17 protein-coding genes are annotated in these 16559 nt (G+C 71.7%); 8 read left to right on the forward strand and 9 right to left on the reverse strand.

What is annotated here, in order from left to right; genetic code table 11:
- From E1292_RS55160 to E1292_RS34875, 3 genes are all read right to left on the reverse strand, one after another.
- Nucleotides 1-1669 (reverse strand): serine/threonine-protein kinase (locus E1292_RS55160; RefSeq protein ID WP_132601202.1); only part of this gene is annotated, 1669 nt, incomplete at its 3' end.
- Between the two features lie 35 nt (nt 1670-1704).
- Complete coding sequence (locus E1292_RS34870) at nt 1705-2814, reverse strand: serine/threonine-protein kinase (RefSeq protein WP_132601205.1); 1110 nt, start codon at nt 2812-2814, stop codon at nt 1705-1707.
- Nucleotides 2815-2884: 70 nt separating this feature from the next.
- Nucleotides 2885-3493, reverse strand: a complete 609-nt coding sequence (locus E1292_RS34875) for a superoxide dismutase (protein WP_132601208.1) — start codon at nt 3491-3493, stop codon at nt 2885-2887.
- A gap of 577 nt (nt 3494-4070) precedes the next feature.
- Between E1292_RS34875 and E1292_RS34880 the strand changes: the two genes are divergently transcribed.
- Nucleotides 4071-4259 carry a DUF5999 family protein gene (locus E1292_RS34880; RefSeq protein WP_132512196.1) on the forward strand — a complete coding sequence of 63 codons (189 nt, stop codon included), beginning with the start codon at nt 4071-4073 and terminating at the stop codon, nt 4257-4259.
- Nucleotides 4260-4418: 159 nt separating this feature from the next.
- Here the strand turns inward: E1292_RS34880 and E1292_RS34885 are convergent, their stop codons facing one another.
- Nucleotides 4419-6071 (reverse strand): fumarate hydratase, encoded by a 1653-nt coding sequence (locus E1292_RS34885; protein ID WP_132601280.1) that lies wholly within the window; start codon nt 6069-6071, stop codon nt 4419-4421.
- Nucleotides 6072-6123: 52 nt separating this feature from the next.
- On the reverse strand, nt 6124-6999 hold the full coding sequence (locus tag E1292_RS34890) for a DMT family transporter (protein ID WP_132601211.1): 876 nt from the start codon (nt 6997-6999) through the stop codon (nt 6124-6126).
- 68 nt (nt 7000-7067) lie between these two features.
- Here E1292_RS34890 and pdxR point away from each other — a divergent pair, with 68 nt between their 5' ends.
- The 3 genes from pdxR to E1292_RS34905 are packed head-to-tail and all read left to right on the forward strand — an operon-like array spanning nt 7068 to nt 10271.
- Nucleotides 7068-8480 (forward strand): MocR-like pyridoxine biosynthesis transcription factor PdxR, encoded by a 1413-nt coding sequence (gene pdxR, locus E1292_RS34895; RefSeq protein ID WP_132601214.1) that lies wholly within the window; start codon nt 7068-7070, stop codon nt 8478-8480.
- Between the two features lie 49 nt (nt 8481-8529).
- Nucleotides 8530-9468, forward strand: a complete 939-nt coding sequence (locus E1292_RS34900) for a Gfo/Idh/MocA family protein (protein ID WP_132601217.1) — start codon at nt 8530-8532, stop codon at nt 9466-9468.
- Nucleotides 9465-10271, forward strand: coding sequence for a TIM barrel protein (locus E1292_RS34905; protein WP_132601220.1), 807 nt, complete (start codon nt 9465-9467; stop codon nt 10269-10271). Before E1292_RS34900 ends, E1292_RS34905 begins: the two co-directional genes overlap by 4 nt.
- Here E1292_RS34905 and E1292_RS34910 read toward each other — a convergent pair.
- Together E1292_RS34910 and E1292_RS34915 are read right to left on the reverse strand one after the other, a co-directional pair.
- Nucleotides 10241-11422 carry an MFS transporter gene (locus E1292_RS34910; RefSeq protein ID WP_132601223.1) on the reverse strand — a complete coding sequence of 394 codons (1182 nt, stop codon included), beginning with the start codon at nt 11420-11422 and terminating at the stop codon, nt 10241-10243. The two genes, E1292_RS34905 and E1292_RS34910, sit on opposite strands and share 31 nt — an antisense overlap.
- A 25-nt stretch (nt 11423-11447) precedes the next feature.
- A complete protein-coding gene (locus tag E1292_RS34915; RefSeq protein WP_165974894.1) occupies nt 11448-12137 on the reverse strand; it encodes a DUF998 domain-containing protein in 690 nt (229 codons plus the stop codon).
- A 281-nt stretch (nt 12138-12418) separates the two neighbouring features.
- Here E1292_RS34915 and E1292_RS34920 point away from each other — a divergent pair, with 281 nt between their 5' ends.
- Nucleotides 12419-13069 (forward strand): DUF1707 SHOCT-like domain-containing protein, encoded by a 651-nt coding sequence (locus E1292_RS34920; protein WP_165974895.1) that lies wholly within the window; start codon nt 12419-12421, stop codon nt 13067-13069.
- Between the two features lie 34 nt (nt 13070-13103).
- Here the strand turns inward: E1292_RS34920 and glpX are convergent, their stop codons facing one another.
- Nucleotides 13104-14138: a class II fructose-bisphosphatase gene (gene glpX / locus E1292_RS34925; RefSeq protein ID WP_132601232.1), complete on the reverse strand. Its 1035-nt coding sequence runs from the start codon at nt 14136-14138 to the stop codon at nt 13104-13106.
- 237 nt (nt 14139-14375) lie between these two features.
- Here glpX and E1292_RS34930 point away from each other — a divergent pair, with 237 nt between their 5' ends.
- From E1292_RS34930 to E1292_RS34940, 3 genes are all read left to right on the forward strand, one after another.
- Complete coding sequence (locus E1292_RS34930) at nt 14376-14984, forward strand: TetR/AcrR family transcriptional regulator (protein ID WP_132601235.1); 609 nt, start codon at nt 14376-14378, stop codon at nt 14982-14984.
- An 11-nt stretch (nt 14985-14995) separates the two neighbouring features.
- Nucleotides 14996-15526 (forward strand): DUF4245 domain-containing protein, encoded by a 531-nt coding sequence (locus E1292_RS34935; RefSeq protein ID WP_132601238.1) that lies wholly within the window; start codon nt 14996-14998, stop codon nt 15524-15526.
- A gap of 100 nt (nt 15527-15626) precedes the next feature.
- Nucleotides 15627-15863, forward strand: a complete 237-nt coding sequence (locus E1292_RS34940; protein WP_132601241.1) for an exodeoxyribonuclease VII small subunit — start codon at nt 15627-15629, stop codon at nt 15861-15863.
- A gap of 234 nt (nt 15864-16097) precedes the next feature.
- Here the strand turns inward: E1292_RS34940 and E1292_RS34945 are convergent, their stop codons facing one another.
- Nucleotides 16098-16502, reverse strand: coding sequence for a nitroreductase family deazaflavin-dependent oxidoreductase (locus E1292_RS34945; protein WP_132601244.1), 405 nt, complete (start codon nt 16500-16502; stop codon nt 16098-16100).
- Nucleotides 16503-16559 lie beyond the last annotated feature (57 nt).

Below are 16559 nucleotides of genomic sequence, written 5' to 3' on the forward strand. Positions count from 1 at the left end.
CCTGTCCTCCGGGTCCCTGTCCTCCGGGTCCCTGTCCTCCGGGTCCCTGTCCTCCGGGTCCCTGTCCTCCGGGTCCCTGTCCTCCGGGTCCCTGTCCTCCGGGTCCCTGTCCTCCGGGTCCCTGTCCTCCGGGTCCCTGTCCACCGGGTCCCTGTCCACCGGGCCCCTGTCCACCGGGTCCGTGCCCGCCGGGGCCGTTTCCTGGGCCGCCAGGTCCCTGGCCGCCGGGTCCGCCGGGACCCTGCCTTCCGCCGGGCCCGCCGCCCGCGCCCGGTGCCGGGCCGGGCCTGCCGCCCATCGGGTTCGTCGCGCCCGGGCCCTGCCCAGGCGCGCCGGGCCCGCCCGGCCCTTGCCCGGACCGGCCCTGCTCGTGTCCTGGACCGCCGAACGCGCCCTGCGGCCCCGGCGCGCCTTGCCCGGGACCGGATCCGGTGAAGGCGTTCGGACCCGGCGCGGCCTGGCCGGGATAGCCCTGCCCCGCTGCGCCGGCACCACCCGGGCTGCTGAACGCCCCTCGCGGCGCCGGACCGCCCTGCCCCTGCCCGGGACCCGCGGGACCCTGTCCGTGCCCTCCGGGACCCTGCCCATGCCCTCCAGGCCCCTGTCCGGGCCCGCCCTGTCCGGGCCCGCCCTGGCCGGGCCCGCCCTGGCCGGGCCCGCCCTGGCCCTGCGGCGCTCCCGGCCCGCCAGGCATGTGTCCGGGCCCGCGCCCGCCCGGGCCGGGCCCCTGGCCGGCGCCGGGGCCGGACGCCTGGTCGGCGGGGGTTTTCTGGGCAGCGAACGGATCGGGCAAAGCGGCCTCCTGCGCCATAAGAGCCTCGGCCGTGAGCACCGGCATCTCGCTCGTGGGGGTGTCGGCGACCATGCGCAGCAGGGTCTCCGCCTTGGCAGCGCCGAGACGCTGTCGATAGTCCTTGTTCAGCAGCCCGTTCAGCACGGGACGGAGCTGCCCCGCCTGCGTGGGCGGGTCGGCGCTCTCGGTGAGCAGCGCCGCCAGTGTCTCAGCGACCGTGGACCGTTCGTACGCCGGCCGCCCCTCGACCGCGAAGTAGAGCGTGGCCCCGAGCGCCCAGATGTCGGACTCGGGCCCGGTGTAGTCGCCCCTGGCACGTTCCGGGGCGGTGTAGCCGGGGGAGCCGATCACCATGCCCGTCTTCGTGAGCCGGGAGTCGCCCTCGGCCTTGGCGATGCCGAAGTCGGTCAGCACCACGCGCCCGCTCTCGGTGATGAGCACGTTGGCGGGTTTGACGTCGCGATGGGTGATGCCCTGGGCGTGCGCGGCACGCAGCGCGCCGAGCAGGTCGACGCCGATCTCGGCCACGAGCCGGGGTGGCAGCGGACCCTCCTCGTCGATCACCTGCTCCAGCGAGCGGGCCTCGATGAGCTCCATGATGATCCACGGGCTGTCGTCGTGGATGATCACGTCGTGGATGGAGGCCACGGACGGGTGGTTGATCCGGGAGGCGATGCGGCCCTCGCGGACCATGCGTTCGCGCAGCTCCGTCCGTTGTTCTTCGGTGAGCACCGGGTCCTGGCGGATCTCCTTGACCGCCACCTCGCGCCCCAGCGCGCGGTCGCGTGCGCGCCACACGGTGCCCATGGTGCCCCGCCCGAGCGGGGTGATGAGCTCGTAGCGCTCCGCGAGCAGGCGTGTCTGCTGTTCCGGCATGAGAAGAAGATATCGATTCTCGCTTGGGAAGTGCTTTACCCTCGCTTGCGAAGTTCTCTTGGCCAGAACCGCCGAGGAAGGCACAACTTTATCACCGTCGCTTTCAAACGAGCATAAGCCGACGGCGACGGCCGCGCTTCAACGCGCTTCCTGTGCACTCCCTCGCCGGGTTTACGTTCCTGCCTCGGCGCGGGCACGGTGACGGTCTGGGTCTCGGCGCGGTGCAGCCCGCGATGCGCGGGCCTGCGTGTGAAAGACGGTGGCGTGAGGGCCGGCACCGGGCGTGCGGATTTGGGCTTGCGCGGGGTCAGCGGCTCCTCCGCCGAGCCGCCAGCGGCCACCCTGGCCAGCATCAGCGAGGCGCGTACGGAGTCGAGCCTGGTCTGCGGGTCGATCCGCAGCAGCGCGTCGAGCACGGGGGCCAGCGGGCCGGCCTTGCTCATCGGGATCGGCTCGCCGCTGGTCAGCGCCGCGAGCGCGGCCGCGGCCGTACGGCGGCCGTGCAGGCCCCTGCCTTCGACGGCGGTGTAGAGGGTCGCCCCGAGCGACCACAGATCGCCCGCGGGGCTGGCCTTCGAGCCGAGCACCCGCTCCGGCGCGATGTAACCGGCGGACCCCAGCACGATGCCCGCCTGGGTAATGGAAACGTCACCTTCGAGTGCGGCCAGGCCGAAGTCGGTGAGCACCGCGCGGTCCTCGGTCACGAGCACGTTGCTCGGCTTGACGTCGCGGTGCAGGATGCCCTTGGCGTGCACCGCGCGCAGCGCGCCGAGGATCTGCCGGCCGATCTCGGCGGCCCTGCGCGGGGGGAGCGGCCCGTGCTCCTGGATGAGCTGCTCCAGAGACTTGGCCCGGAGCAGCTCCATCACGATCCATGGCCGGTCGTCCTCGGTGACCACGTCGAACACGGTGATGACCGAGGGGTGGGTGACCATGGCGGTCGCCCTGCCCTCGCGCTCGGTGCGGGCGCACAACTCGGCGCGCAACTCCTCGTCGAGCACGGTGGGCAGGCGTACTTCCTTGACCGCCACGTCGCGGTCGAGCAGCTCGTCATGCGCCCGCCAAACGGTGCCCATGCCGCCACGACCAACCGGCTCCAGGAGCCGGTAGCGCGCGGCGAGTAGGTAACCGGAGGGCGCACGCATGCCTGGCAGCTTACCTATTTGTGTAAACCGACCAGTAGAGGCGTGGCCGATAAAATGTTGCGAAGTTAAGTCAAGTCGCCTGACTCGTCACGTCAGCAAACCTCGCGGCCACATCATCCCAGTTGATGAGGCCCCACAGTTTCTCGACGTAGTCGGGTCGGACGTTCCGATACTGAAGATAGTACGCATGCTCCCAGGCGTCGAACACGAGCAGTGGCGTGGTGTTCATCCCGACGTTGCCGTGATGGTCGTAGACCTGCTCGACGACCAGCCTGCGGCTCGTCGGCTCCCAGGCCAGCACGCCCCATCCGGAGCCCTGGACCGTCGAGGTGGCGGCGGTGAGCTGCTTCTGGAACGCCTCGAACGTGCCGAAGTGTTGGTCTATGGCGTCCCTGAGCGGCCCGTCCGGGCGGTCGCCGCCGTCCGGTGACAGGTTCCGCCAGAAGATCGAGTGCAGGACGTGGCCGGACAGGTTGAAGGCGAACGTCTTCTCCAGGCCCACGAGGTTGGAGAACTCGGCCCTGTCGCGGGCCTCGGCGAGGCGCTCGAGCGTGTCGTTGGCGCCCTTGACGTAGGCCGCGTGGTGTTTGGCGTGGTGAAGTTCCAGGATTTCGCCGGTGATGGCGGGCTCCAGCGCGGCGTAGTCGTAGGGCATGTCGGGAAGGGTGTAGTCCCCCATGCGTGTCCTCCTTCTGGATCTTTGGGACGACACTATTGCAACTCATTCGCAGTTGCATCAGACTTGCGACCTAGGACCTCGTGCGGGCAGTGCGGCGAGGGTCAGATTGGTCCAGCGTGCGCGGGCGGCGGCGAGCCGCCCGCGCACGCGTCCCCGCCCGGCTTCCTGGAGCGCGTTCATGCAGCTCGCCGGGCATTTGTGCCCGCCGGCACACCCATGTCGCCGGTCCCCGTGAATGATGGCTGAGAGGCGTTCGACAAGCGTGCTTACGGGGACCTAGGGGGCGTCGTCAGCGGGTTGTAAGGGTGCCGAAAGTGGTCGGGGGCATGGTAAAGCCATGAGGGAGGGCCAACTCCTAGGCCACCGGAAATGTCGGTGCCGAACGTCACACTGGGGGCATAGGCCGAAGTCCTCCCACCGATGCCAGATCGTTGAAGGACGTGATGAAGATGCGCCAGACCCAGGTTCGCCGCCGGCCGAAGAAGCCGGCCAGAGCCGGCCTGGACCTTCGCACGCCGTCGGGGCGCCCGCTGCCCTATTGAAGCCACGACCAGGAGCGCTATCTGAGAGGTGCGCGATGTGCAGTCACTACCCCGTTTGCCCCAGTGCCGACTCGCCCGACCGTGAGGCGTCACACGTGATCGCTTCCCACCCCGACCAGGGGTGGAGCCTGCTCTGCAACGGCGTCGTGCTGTTCGACGACACCGGCCTGCTGCTGCCCGACGGCACCGTCGTGGCACCGCACCGGGCACCGGTGGCCGCCTGACCGCCCACCTCCGGCCGGAGCCGCCGCGCCACGCGCCCGCCCGCGCCTGACCGCGGCTCCTCAACCCCCTGGCTCCTCAACCCCCCGGCCGCCGGCCCGCCGCGGTGGCCACCGAGAGCGTCCGCCCGCCGATGACCTCCCGCGCGGTAACACCCGCTGTCAGCGGCGGCCGATGGACAGGACCGGGCCCGTCCTGTCGGTGAAGAAGTCGTCGCCCTTGTCGTCCACGACGATGAACGCGGGGAAGTCGACCACCTCGATCTTCCACACGGCCTCCATCCCGAGCTCGGGATATTCGAGCAGCTCCACCTTCTTGATGCAGTCCTGCGCCAGCCTGGCGGCGGGGCCGCCGATGGAGCCGAGATAGAAGCCGCCGTGCTGCTCGCACGCCTCGGTGACCTGCTTCGACCGGTTGCCCTTGGCCAGCATCACCATCGACCCGCCGGCCGCCTGGAAGCGCCCGACGTACGAGTCCATGCGCCCGGCCGTCGTCGGCCCGAACGAGCCGGAGGCGTAACCGTCGGGGGTCTTGGCCGGTCCGGCGTAGTAGACGGCGTGGTTCTTGAGGTATTCCGGCATCTCGCCGCCGTTGTCGAGCAGTTCGGCGATCTTGGCGTGGGCGATGTCGCGGGCGACCACGAGCGGTCCGGTGAGGGACAGCCGCGTCTTGACAGGATATTTGGTCAGCTGCACGAGGATCTCGGGCATGGGACGGTTGAGGTCGACCTGGACCACGTCGTCCGAGAGATGCTCGTCGGTGGTCTCCGGCAGGAACCGCGCCGGGTCGGTCTCCAGCTGCTCCAGGAACACGCCCTCCGGCGTGATCTTGGCCAGCGCCTGCCGGTCGGCGGAGCAGGACACGGCGATGGCCACCGGGCAGGAGGCGCCGTGCCGGGGCAGGCGGATGACGCGCACGTCGTGGCAGAAGTATTTGCCGCCGAACTGCGCGCCGATGCCCAGCTTCTGGGTGAGCTCGAAGACCTTGGCCTCCATCTCGAGGTCCCTGAAACCGTGCCCGGACGGCGAGCCCTCGGTCGGGATCGAGTCGAGGTAGCGGGCGCTGGCGTATTTGGCGGTCTTGAGCGCGTATTCGGCGGAGGTGCCGCCGACGACGATGGCCAGATGGTACGGCGGGCAGGCCGCCGTGCCCAGCGAGCGGATCTTCTCCTCCAGGAAGGCCAGCATGCGCTTCTCGTTGAGCACGGCCTTGGTCTCCTGGTACAGGAACGACTTGTTGGCCGAGCCGCCGCCCTTGGCCATGAACAGCAGTTTGTACTCGTCGGGGTGGCCGTGGGGGTCCTCGGCGTACAGCTCGATCTGGGCGGGCAGGTTGTCGCCGGTGTTCTTCTCCTCCCACATGTTGAGCGGGGCCATCTGGGAGTAACGCAGGTTGAGCCGGGTGTAGGCGTCGTAGACGCCCCGCGAGACGTGCTCGGCGTCGCGGCCGTCGGTCAGCACGTGGCGGCCGCGCTTGCCCATGACGATCGCGGTGCCGGTGTCCTGGCACATGGGCAGCACGCCGCCGGCCGAGATGGAGGCGTTCTTCAGCAGGTCGAGCGCGACGAAGCGGTCGTTGCCGCTGGACTCGGGGTCATCGACGATCTTGCGCAGCTGGGCGAGGTGGGAGGTCCGCAGGAAGTGGGAGATGTCGTGGATCGCCGTCTCGGTCAGCAGTCGCAGCGCCTCCGGCTCGACCTCGAGGAACGTACGCCCGGCCGCCTCGACCTTCCGCACCCCCTCCGTGGTGATCAGCCGATATTCGGTCTCATCGGCTCCCAGCGGCAGCAGGTCGGTGTAGTCGAACTCGCCCATGTCCATCCTTTCGGTCACCCAAGAGGTTAACGGGTGACCCGGCCGCCGGTGCTCACGCCTCGGAGACGGCCGCCTGCGCTCGCGTCCGTGACCGCCCCGCGGTGAGGCCGAGCGTGATGCCCGCGATCACCAGGCCGGCGCCGAGCAGGTCGTACGCGGTCGGCATCGCGATCCCGAGCACCGCCCCCGTGACGATCGCGCCCACCGGGATGAGCCCGGCGAACAGCCCGGCCAGCCCGGGGCCCAGCCGGGGCAGCGCGGAATACCACAGGAAGAAGGCTCCGACGGTCACCACGAGCGCCAGGTAGGCCAGCCCCAGCCCTTCGGCCACGGTCGGCGTCCGCACCATGCCGGGCCCTTCGTACGCCAGCCCGACCAGGGCCAGCATGGGCACGGCGAGCGCCGTCGAGTAGGCCGACACCCTGATCGCCCCCAGCTTCGGCAGCAGGGGGATGGCCAGCAGGGAGAAGCTCACCTCGCCCACGAGCGCGCCCAGCGCCCAGAGCAGGCCGGGCAGGTTGCCGCTGCCGAGGCCGGTGGCCAGGGTCGCCCCGGCCACCACCACGCATGCTCCGATGAGCACCCGCGGCGCGGGCCGCCCGCCGGCCAGCGCGAGCCAGAGCGGCACGGTGCCGAGGATGGTGCCGACCAGCGCTGGCCCTGAGGCGTTGGTGGACTCGATCACGCAGATGTTGAAGATGACCAGGCCGAAGAGGGTGAGCCCGGCCAGGCACAGGGCCTCGCGCGGCGTCAGCCGGACGAAGCGCAGGCCGAGCACCCGTGTGATGACGAGCAGGATGGCGGCGGCCACGAGGTACCGCACGGCCTGCCCGCCGTAGATGGGGTAGCCGCCGATGAGCCCGGAGACGCCCGCCAGCGTCCCGAGCAGGAACATGGCGGAGGCCGCGCGGACGATTCCCTGTCTCATGTGCGGGATGCTAGGAGCACGATGGTTCGGGAAAACAGTCCAATGTCCCGCCGGATGACAGGACCAATATGGCCGACCTCCACATCCAGATAAGTCGCGACAAAGGGGGGATCGCTGGTCAGATCGCCTCCGAGTTGCGCGACGCCGTCAGGGGCGGCCGGCTCGCCCCCGGCACCCGCCTGCCCGCGACCCGCGACCTCGCCGGCGACCTCCAGGTCTCGAGGGGCGTGGTGGTGGAGGCGTACGAGCAGCTCGTCGCCGAGGGTTTCCTGGTCTCCAGAGTGGGCGCCGGCACCCGGGTCACCCCCGTGCCCCCCGCCAGGGTCGCACCGAGGCGGCGCGCCGCGGCGCAGGAGCGGCCCACGCCGGTGCGGCCCACCTCGGACACCCCCGCGTGCGCGCCGTACTACGGTCATCGTCCCACCTCTCCCGACCTCAGCCACTTCCCCCGTGAACGCTGGCTGGCGGCCGTCAGGCACGTCCTGGCCACCGTACCCTCGGACGCCCTCGACTACGGGGACCCTGGCGGCGTGCCTGAGCTGCGGGAAGAGCTGGCCGGCTACCTGAGGAGGGTCAGGGCGGCGGACGCGCGCCCGGAGAACCTCATCATCGTCGGCGGCGTGGCACAGGGGCTGAGCCTCGTGCTCCACGTGCTGTCCCAGCGGCGCGCGCTCCGGCTCGCCGTGGAGGACCCGACGAGCCACCGCCAGGTGCCCCTGCTCAGGAGAGCGGGCGCGCACCTCGTGCCGGTGCCCGTGGACGAGGATGGCCTCGACGTGCGCAGGCTGAGCGGTGACGCGGTGCTGGTGACGCCGGCCCACCAGTTCCCGACCGGCGTGGTGCTCTCCCCGTCCCGCAGGGCCGCGCTGATGGAGTGGGTCCACGTGGGCGGCCGGGTGATCCTGGAGGACGACTACGACGCCGAGTTCCGCTTCGACCGCGACCCCGTCGGCTGCCTGCAGGGCCTGGCGCCCGACCGCGTGATCCTGTCGGGCAGCGTCAGCAAGGCGCTCGCGCCCGGCCTGCGCCTGGGCTGGGTGGCCGCGCCGCCCGACCTGGCCGAGGACGTGCGCCGGGCCAGGGGCGAGCTCGACCTGGGCTCGCCGGTCATCGAGCAGTACGCGCTGGCGCACTTCCTGCGTACCGGCGGCTACGACAAGCACCTGCGCCGCATGCGCAGGGAGTACCGCCGCCGCAGGGACGCCCTCGTCAGGGCGCTGGCCTGCGAGCTTCCCGCGATCAGCGTCAAGGGCATCGACGCGGGTCTGCACGTCTACCTGGAGCTGCCGGACGGCTGGGACGAGCCGCGGACGGCGCGGGTGGCGCGGGAGCTGGGGCTGTCCGCCGAGCCTGTGGGGCCGATGCGCCAGTCGCCAGGGAAGCCGGCGGTGGTGGTGGGGTTCGCGCGGTTGCCCGGTCACAAGGCCGCCGAGGCCGTCCAAGGCTTAAAAGTAAGAATGTCAGGACATGTTACGGATTAAAGGTTCATATCCGCCCGGGACGCGGGCCCGGCGGGGACGGGAGACGTTCATGCGTGTGGGACTGTTCGGTCTGGGCCGGATCGGGGCCTTCCACGCCGCGACCATGGCCGCCCATCCGCTGGTGGACGAGCTGATCGTGGCAGATCCCGTGCGGACGTCGCCGTACGGCAGGCCGGGAGACCCGTTCGAGTCGGACGCCGTGGTCATCGCCACCCCGACCAGCACCCACGCCGAGCTGATCGTCCGAGCCTGCGCACTCGGCATCCCGGTCCTCTGCGAGAAACCGGTCGCGGGCACGGTGGGCGAGACCGTCAAGGTGCTGGAGGCGCGCGCGGGCAACCGGGTGCACGTCGGCTTCCAGCGCCGGTTCGACCCCGGGTACGCGGCCGCCGCGCGGGCCGTGCGGGACCGCGAGCTGGGCGAGCTGCACCGGGTCCACCTGGTCACGGCCGACCCCGCGCCCCCGCCCGCCGCGTACCTCCCGCTGTCCGGGGGCATCTTCCGCGACTGCCACGTCCACGACTTCGACGCCCTGCGCTGGGTGACCGGCCGCGAGGTGGTGTCCGTCTACGCGCGGGGCGCCAACCGCGGCGCTGCGTTCTTCGCCGAGGCGGGCGACGTCGACACCAGCGCCGCGCTGCTCACGCTGGACGACGGCACGCTGGCCACCCTGCAGGGCTCGCGCTACAACGGCGGCGGGTACGACGTGCGCATGGAACTCGCGGGCACCCGCCGCACCCAGGCGGTCGGGCTCGGCCCGCGCGCCCCGCTCCACACGACCGAGGGCATGCGGGAGCCGGACGATCCCTGGCCCGACTTCGTGACCCGTTTCGCGACCGCGTACCGCGACGAGATCGACTGCTTCCTCCGCGGCGGCCAGGGCCTCTGCTCGATCGAGGACGCGCTGGAGGCCCTGTACGTGGCCGAGGCGGCCGACCTGTCGCTGCGCGAAGGCCGTCCCGTGGACGTGGCGGAGGTGCGGCGATGAAGCTCGCTGGAGCCCCCATCTCGTGGGGCGTGTGCGAGGTCCCCGGCTGGGGCCACCAGCTCCCGCCCGACCGTGTGCTGTCCGAGATGCGCGAGCTCGGCCTCACCGCGACCGAGCTGGGCCCTCAGGGTTACCTGACGCCCGGCCTCATCGAGCGGTACGGCCTGCGCCTGGCCGGCGCCTTCGTGCCCGTCGTGCTCCACGACCCCGGCCACGACCCCCTGCCCGGCCTGCCGGACGACGGGCTGCTCGTGCTGGCCGCCGCCACGGGCGACGACGGCTACGACACGCGTCCCGAGCTCGACGCCGCCGGCTGGGCCACGCTGCTGGGCAACCTCGACGGGATCGCCGCCGCGCTCGGCCCCCGAGCGGTCCTCCACCCGCACGTGGGCACCATGGTCGAGACCCGGGCCGAGGTCGAGCGGGTGCTGGAGGGCAGCTCGATGCCGCTCTGCCTGGACACCGGCCACCTGCTGGTCGGCGGCACCGACCCGGCCGCCCTGGTCGAGGCGGCCCCGTCGCGGATCGCGCACGTGCATCTCAAGGACGTCGACGCCCGCCTCGCCGCCCAGGTCGCCGCCGGGACGCTGGCCTACACGCAGGCGGTGCGCGAGGGCGTCTACCGCCCGCTGGGCCGGGGCGACGTGGACATCGAGGCCATCGTCACCGGCCTGACCAGGAGCGGCTACGACGGCTGGTACGTCATGGAGCAGGACGTCATCCTGTCCGGCCCTGACGACCGGCCGATCGAGGACGTGCGGCGCAGCCTCGCCTACCTCGACGGGGTGCTGGGCGCGGGCTGACCGGCGCGGCTCCTGGGCTCGAAACCGGGCGCGAGCACGATGATCGCGGCGGCCAGCACCAGCGGCGCGGCGAACGCCACCCGCATGTCCGCGGCGTCCGCGATGCCGCCGACCAGGGCCGCGCCCACGATGAAGCCGACGTAGTTGAAGAGGTTCACCCTGGCGATGGCGACCCCGGTGCCCGACGGGTCGAGCCGGCCGGCCGCCGAGAACGACTGCGGCGCCACCACCGACAAACCCACCCCGGTCAGCCCGAACGCGACGATGCCGAGCGGCTGGTTGGGGGCCAGGACGACGCCGAGGAAGCCGGCCGTCGCGATCACGCCGCCGATCCTGACGACGGCGGCGGGGCCGTACCTGCGGACGGCGAGGTCGCCGCCGAGCCTGACGGCCAGCGTGGTCGCCTGGTAGGCCACGTAGGCCAGCGGGATCACGCGCGGCCCCGCCGCCAGCACGTCCTTCATGAACACGGTGTTGAAATTGGACACGGCGGCGTCGCCGACGTAGAGGAAGCCCATGGCCAGGCACAGGGGGACGATCGGTCGCCAGGGGAAACGGCCGGGGGCGGTGTCTGAGGCGGCCGGGACCTTCTCCTCGTCCGGCGCGTACAGGCCGCGGCCCGCGTAGAGGGAGCCGGCCAGCGCGAAGGCCATCGGGACGGCCATGATGAGCGGCAGCGTCAGATCGGCGGCGACCGACGCCCATAACGCTCCGGCCATGCCGAACGCGCTCCACACGCAGTGGAAGCCGTTGAGCACCTGGACGCCGTACCTGCGCTCGACCGCCACGCCCTGCATGTTGATGCCCGCGTCGACCGCGCCCACGGCCACGCCGAACACCAGCAGGACCGGCACCAGCAGCGGCACGCTCGGCGCGAGCCCGGCCAGCACCACGGCGGCGGCCACCACCGGCTGGGCGACCCGCAGCAGGACCCTGCTGCCGTGGCGGGCGGCGAACGCGCCCGCCGCCACGCTGCCGGCCCCCGCGAACACGGGAACGATCAGCAGGAGGAGCGTCAGCGTGCCCTCGTCGAGCTCGTGCTTGTCCTGCAGGGCGGCGACCTGGATGAGGAGCGAGGCGAACGACAGGCCCTGCACGGCGTAGACGACGTACGTGGCGAGCCGGGCCTGGCGATCACGCGAGGACGGCACGGCGGCCTCCTGATCGGGGGGTGGATCAAACGTGAGGCGGAGTCAGGTTAGCGGCAGAACCCGCCGCTCCGCCAGCACGCAGCCCGGGTTTCAACGAGCGGTTCCCCGGTGTGGCCGCCCACACGCCGAGCGCCAGCAGCGCCGCCACCTCCGTGACGGCCAGGCCGCGCTCCACCAGCCCGAGGGGCATGATCCGATACCACGGCAGCCCGCTACGCGTGCCGATGAACACCATCGTGCCGATGCCCACCACCCACAACACCGAGCAGATCCCGAGCCCGAACGCCACCAGCGTGGCCCGCGACCGCACGCGGCGCCGCCATGGCCCGGTGATGAGCACGACCGCCAGCGGCAGGCACAGGAAGGCCACGAGACTGCCCACCCGGTGGATGCTCCCGCTCAGGCTCGGCCCCACCGACCAGTCGTGCTTCTGGAACCACGCCGTCATGAGCAGGCCGGCGCTCCACCCCATGAGCGCCACGGTGCCGAGCACACCGGCCAGCTTCCTCCGCGCCAGCGACACGCCGATGCCCACGGACCCCGCCGCCAGCAGACCCACGGCGAACCCGAAGATCCAGCCGTCGGGGCCCAGGCCGTGCTCGCTGATGGTCCGCCTGATCGGGTTCATCTCGTCGAGGCTGGACACCTCGAGGCCGAGGATGACCGCAATGCCCGCGCCTGCCGCGCCGAGACCCCACCGCGCCGGTTGATGCACGCGCACACACCTCCCTACGCCGGATCAACGGTCGGGGACGCGCGCGGATTCCGCGCGGCGCGCACTTCTCGCGCCTTCCCGGAACCGCTGCCTTCCGGGAGGCCGCCTTTCCGGACGCTGCCTTTCCGGACGCTGCCTTCCGGGGCGCGGCCGCCGCCTTCCCGCCACGCCGAGACGAACGAGGACCTGGCCGAGGGGATCGTCGCCTCCCCGGCGCGAATCGGCTGACGCGACCGGTTCGGGACGAGCGCATCCGGCGAGCGCCAGATATCGTCAGAAGTGTGAACGAACGCGCTGGATCGTGGTTGCCCAAGCTGCAGGAAGTGGGAGAGCGGCTGGCCGAGGAGTGGGTGTCGGCCCGACGCCCGCCGGCGCCCAGCGACGCGCCGCAGCCGCACGAGCTACGCGCGTCCGACGCCGACCGGGAGCGCATCGCCCAGGTCCTCCAGGACGCCCACGCCGACGGCCGGCTCACCCTGGAGGAGCTGGAGGAACGGCTCGGCGTGCTCTACTCCTCGCGCACGCTCGGCGAGCTGGCCGCGCTCACCGCCGACCTGCTGCCCGCCGAGGAGCAGCCGCTCAACCTCGACGGCCGGCCGGTGTCGGCCATCTTCAAGAAGGAGCAGCGCGGCGGGCGCTGGGTCGTGCCCGCCGAGGTCGCCGTGACGGCCATGTTCGGCACGACGAAGCTCGACTTCCGTGACGCGATCCTGCAGAACCGGCGGATTGTCATCAACGCCACCCTCGTCTTCGGCGGGCTGGAGATCCACGTTCCTGAAGGGCTCGAGGTGATCAGGGTCGCCAAGGACAAGACCGTCCGGCTGACCAAGCAGCCGACCGAGCCGGGCGGGCCCGTCGTCGAGGTGCGCACGACCAACTTCGCCGGCGAGGTCAAGGTCAAGGAGCCACCCCGCCGCAAGCGCCGCCGCTGACCGCGCCTTTCCGGCCGCCCGCCCGCCCGCCGCCTCAGCCCGCGGTGTCGAAGTTGATCGCGCTGTACGCCCGCAACTTCCAGAGCTGGTGCTCGCTCTCGATCTTGCGGATCGTCCCCGACCGGCCGCGCATCACCAGCGATTCCGTCACCGCCGAGCCGGCCCTGAACCGCACGCCCTGCATGAGCTCGCCGTGCGTGATGCCGGTCGCCGCGAAGAACACGTCGTCCGACCTGACCAGGTCGTTGGTGGTGAGCACCTGGCCGAGATCGTGCCCGGCGTCGACCGCCTTGCTCCGCTCGGCGTCGTCGCGGGGCCAGAGCCGGCCCTGGATCACGCCGCCCAGGCACTTGAGCGCGCACGCCGCCACGATGCCCTCGGGCGTGCCGCCGATGCCCAGCATCAGGTCGATGCCCGTACCGGAGCGGGCCGCCATGATCGCGCCGGCCACGTCGCCGTCGGTGATGAACTTGATCCGCGCGCCCGTCTCCCTGATCTCCTTGACCAGCCGCTCGTGCCTGGGCCGGTCGAGCACCACCACGGTCACGTCGGACGGCGAGCAGTGCTTGGCCTTGGCCACCGCGTTGATGTTCGCGGACACAGGGGCCTCGATGTCGACCATGCCGGCCGCCTCGGGGCCGGTGACCAGCTTCTCCATGTAGAACACCGCGGACGGGTCGTACATCGAACCGCGCTCGCTCACGGCGATCACCGACACCGCGTCGGGCATGCCCAGCGCCGTCAGCCTGGTGCCGTCGATGGGGTCGACGGCCACGTCGCAGGCGGGGCCGCTGCCGGCGCCGACCTGCTCGCCGTTGAACAACATCGGGGCGTGGTCCTTCTCACCCTCGCCGATGACCACCACGCCGTTCATCGACACCGTGTTGATCAGCTGGCGCATGGCGTTCACCGCCGCGCCGTCGGCGCCGTTCTTGTCTCCCCGGCCGACCCAGCGGGCCGCCGCCATCGCGGCGGCCTCCGTGACCCGGACGAGCTCCATCGCCAGGTTACGGTCGGGGGCGTGCTCGCCCGTGGCGAGCGGGGCCGGTACGGACGTCTCGTCGGACATGATGCGTGGCCTCCTCGTGGAACATCTACGTCGATCGTAGTTGCCGCCATATTCCCGCTCAGGGCGGGATAATCTGCCCTGCCGGCATTGCTTCTCTGCCCAGAAGCGGGGGGAAGGCGACCTCTGTAAGCTTCGACTGGTCGCCCCGTGCATCGGAGAACGGGTCCAGCGCTCCCGCGCCGGAGATCCCGCCTCCGCCGTGGAGCAGGATGGCGCCTCGCCGTGGAGGAGTTCCGAATGAGCGATGTGGAAAACGTGGTGGCCCAGTCGCGCACGTCCGAGCGGGGCGCGGCCACACGCAGCTCACTGCTGGCCGCCGCCAGGGAGGTCTTCGTCTCCAAGGGCTTCGCGGAGGCGGGCGTGACCGACGTGGTGGCCAAGGCGGAGGCCAGCGTGGGCAGCCTCTACCACCACTTCTCCGGCAAGGCCGACCTCTACCTCACGTTGTGGGAGGAGTTCCAGGCCGGGCTGTCGCAGCGCACCAAACTGGCCGCCCGCGAGGCCCGCGCCGCCGGCGAGACCGACCCGATGCGCGTGTTCGTCAGCGCCGCCCGCGCCTACCTGGAGGGCTGCCTGGAGGAGCGCGAGCTGGCCGCGCTCTTCCTGCGCGGCGACGGCCCGCCCGGCTTCGACGTCATCATGCGCGACCGGCTCCGCAAGTGGGCCCAGCTCAACGCCACCCTGTTCGAGGATGAGGGCGCGCTGGTCGTGGTGATCACGGGGGCGCTGGCCGCGGCCGTGTCCGAGGTCGTACGGTCAGGCGATCGGGGCCTGGCCGAGGACGCCCTCGCCATCATCGGCCAGATCCGCCCGGCCACTTCGGCGACCGCCTCGTCCAGCGGGTAACCTCGCCAGGTGTGCGACGGTTCACCGAAGGTTTCTACGGCTACGCGGTAGCCCTGCTGGTCTGCCTCGTGGGAGCCGGGGTGTTCCTGCTGGTCACCCCGCAGAGCCGCGACGAGCACATCCCGCGGGTCGACTACTCCATCACCGTCGCCAACTTCGGTCACGAGGTGCCCTACGGCGTGTGGGCGCCGCGGAACGACCCGGCCGGATGGGTGCCCAACAGCAACCGGATCGCCGCCGGCACGGGCGGCGCCAAGGTCCTCTACCTCGGTTACGCCACCGCCGAGCGCGAGCACGCGATGTTCGCGCAGAGCGACGAGAAGCCGCCCGCCGGGTTCGCGAGCCGCATGGCCAACAGCGACAAGGCCGTGGGCACGCAGCAGGCCGGCGGGGTCACGTGGGAGCGGCGCTTCCGCGAGGACAAGAACCAGCGCACCCTGGTGCGGATCCTGCCCGACGTGACACTGGTGATCACCGGCACCGCCGGCTGGACCGAGCTGGGCCAGCTGGCCGCCCTCCTCCAGCAGCGCCCCCAGGGCTGACCAGGCCCCTGCCGGGCACGCCCCGCGCTCGGCACGCCTTGCTCGGGTACGGGAACGCGCCTGCGCCCGGGTACGCGCCGTCGCGTCTAGGGTGGGTGCCGTGGCAGACGAGAAGGCACCCTCATATGAGCAGGCCCGCGAGGAGCTGACCGAGGTGGTGCGCCGCCTGGAGACCGGCGGGCTCACCCTGGAGCAGTCGATCGAGCTCTGGGAGCGGGGCGAGAAGCTGGCCGCCGTCTGCGAGGAGTGGCTGCAGGGGGCCCGGGTCAAGCTCGCCGCGGCCATGGCCCGCCGCGCCGATCCCACTTCCGACGACGGGAGCGACGCCCCCTTCTGACCGCCATCGCGCCCCGTCCGACCGTCTCGGGGCGCACCTGGTGGCTGGGCGCCGCAGCGCTCCCCGCCGGACCGCCGCGGTGCCGTTCCGGCTCCGGGCCCGCCGCGCCCCCCTTGTGCCCGACCGCCGCATCGCTTCTGCGGCCGGGCCGGCGCTTTCCGCCTGCGGCGGGGTCCGTCGCCGTTCCTGCCGCGGCCGGCCCCATGCCTGCTGGCCCGGTCGTGGTCAGGAGCGTCAGGAGCGTACGAGGGCGATCACGGGGATGCGGCGGGCGGTCTTGGCCTCGTACTCGGCGAACTGGGGTGCCTGCGCCACCATCCGCGCGTAGAGCTGGTCGCGTTCCTCGCCTTCCACGGCGACGGCGCCGGCCTCGAACGTGTCCGTGCCGACCTCGATGGTGGCCTTGGGGGTGGCGCGCAGGTTGTGGTACCAGGCCGGGTGCTTGTCGGCGCCGCCGGCGGACGCGATGACGACGTGGCGGTCGCCGTCGGGCAGGTACATCAACGGGGTGGTGGTGTGCTTGCCGCTCTTGGCTCCAGTGGTGGTGAGCAGCAGCAGGTGCGCCTTGTCGAACATGCCCCCGACCCGCCCCTCGTTGGCGCGGAACTCGTCTATGACCTGCTGGTTGAAATCGTTCATCACGGCTCCTCAGGGAATCGGAGAGATCTCCGGTTCGAAGGTTAATCGGAGTGTTCT

The sequence above is a fragment of the Nonomuraea deserti genome, from assembly GCF_004348685.1.
Classification (GTDB): Bacteria; Actinomycetota; Actinomycetes; order Streptosporangiales; family Streptosporangiaceae; genus Nonomuraea; species Nonomuraea deserti.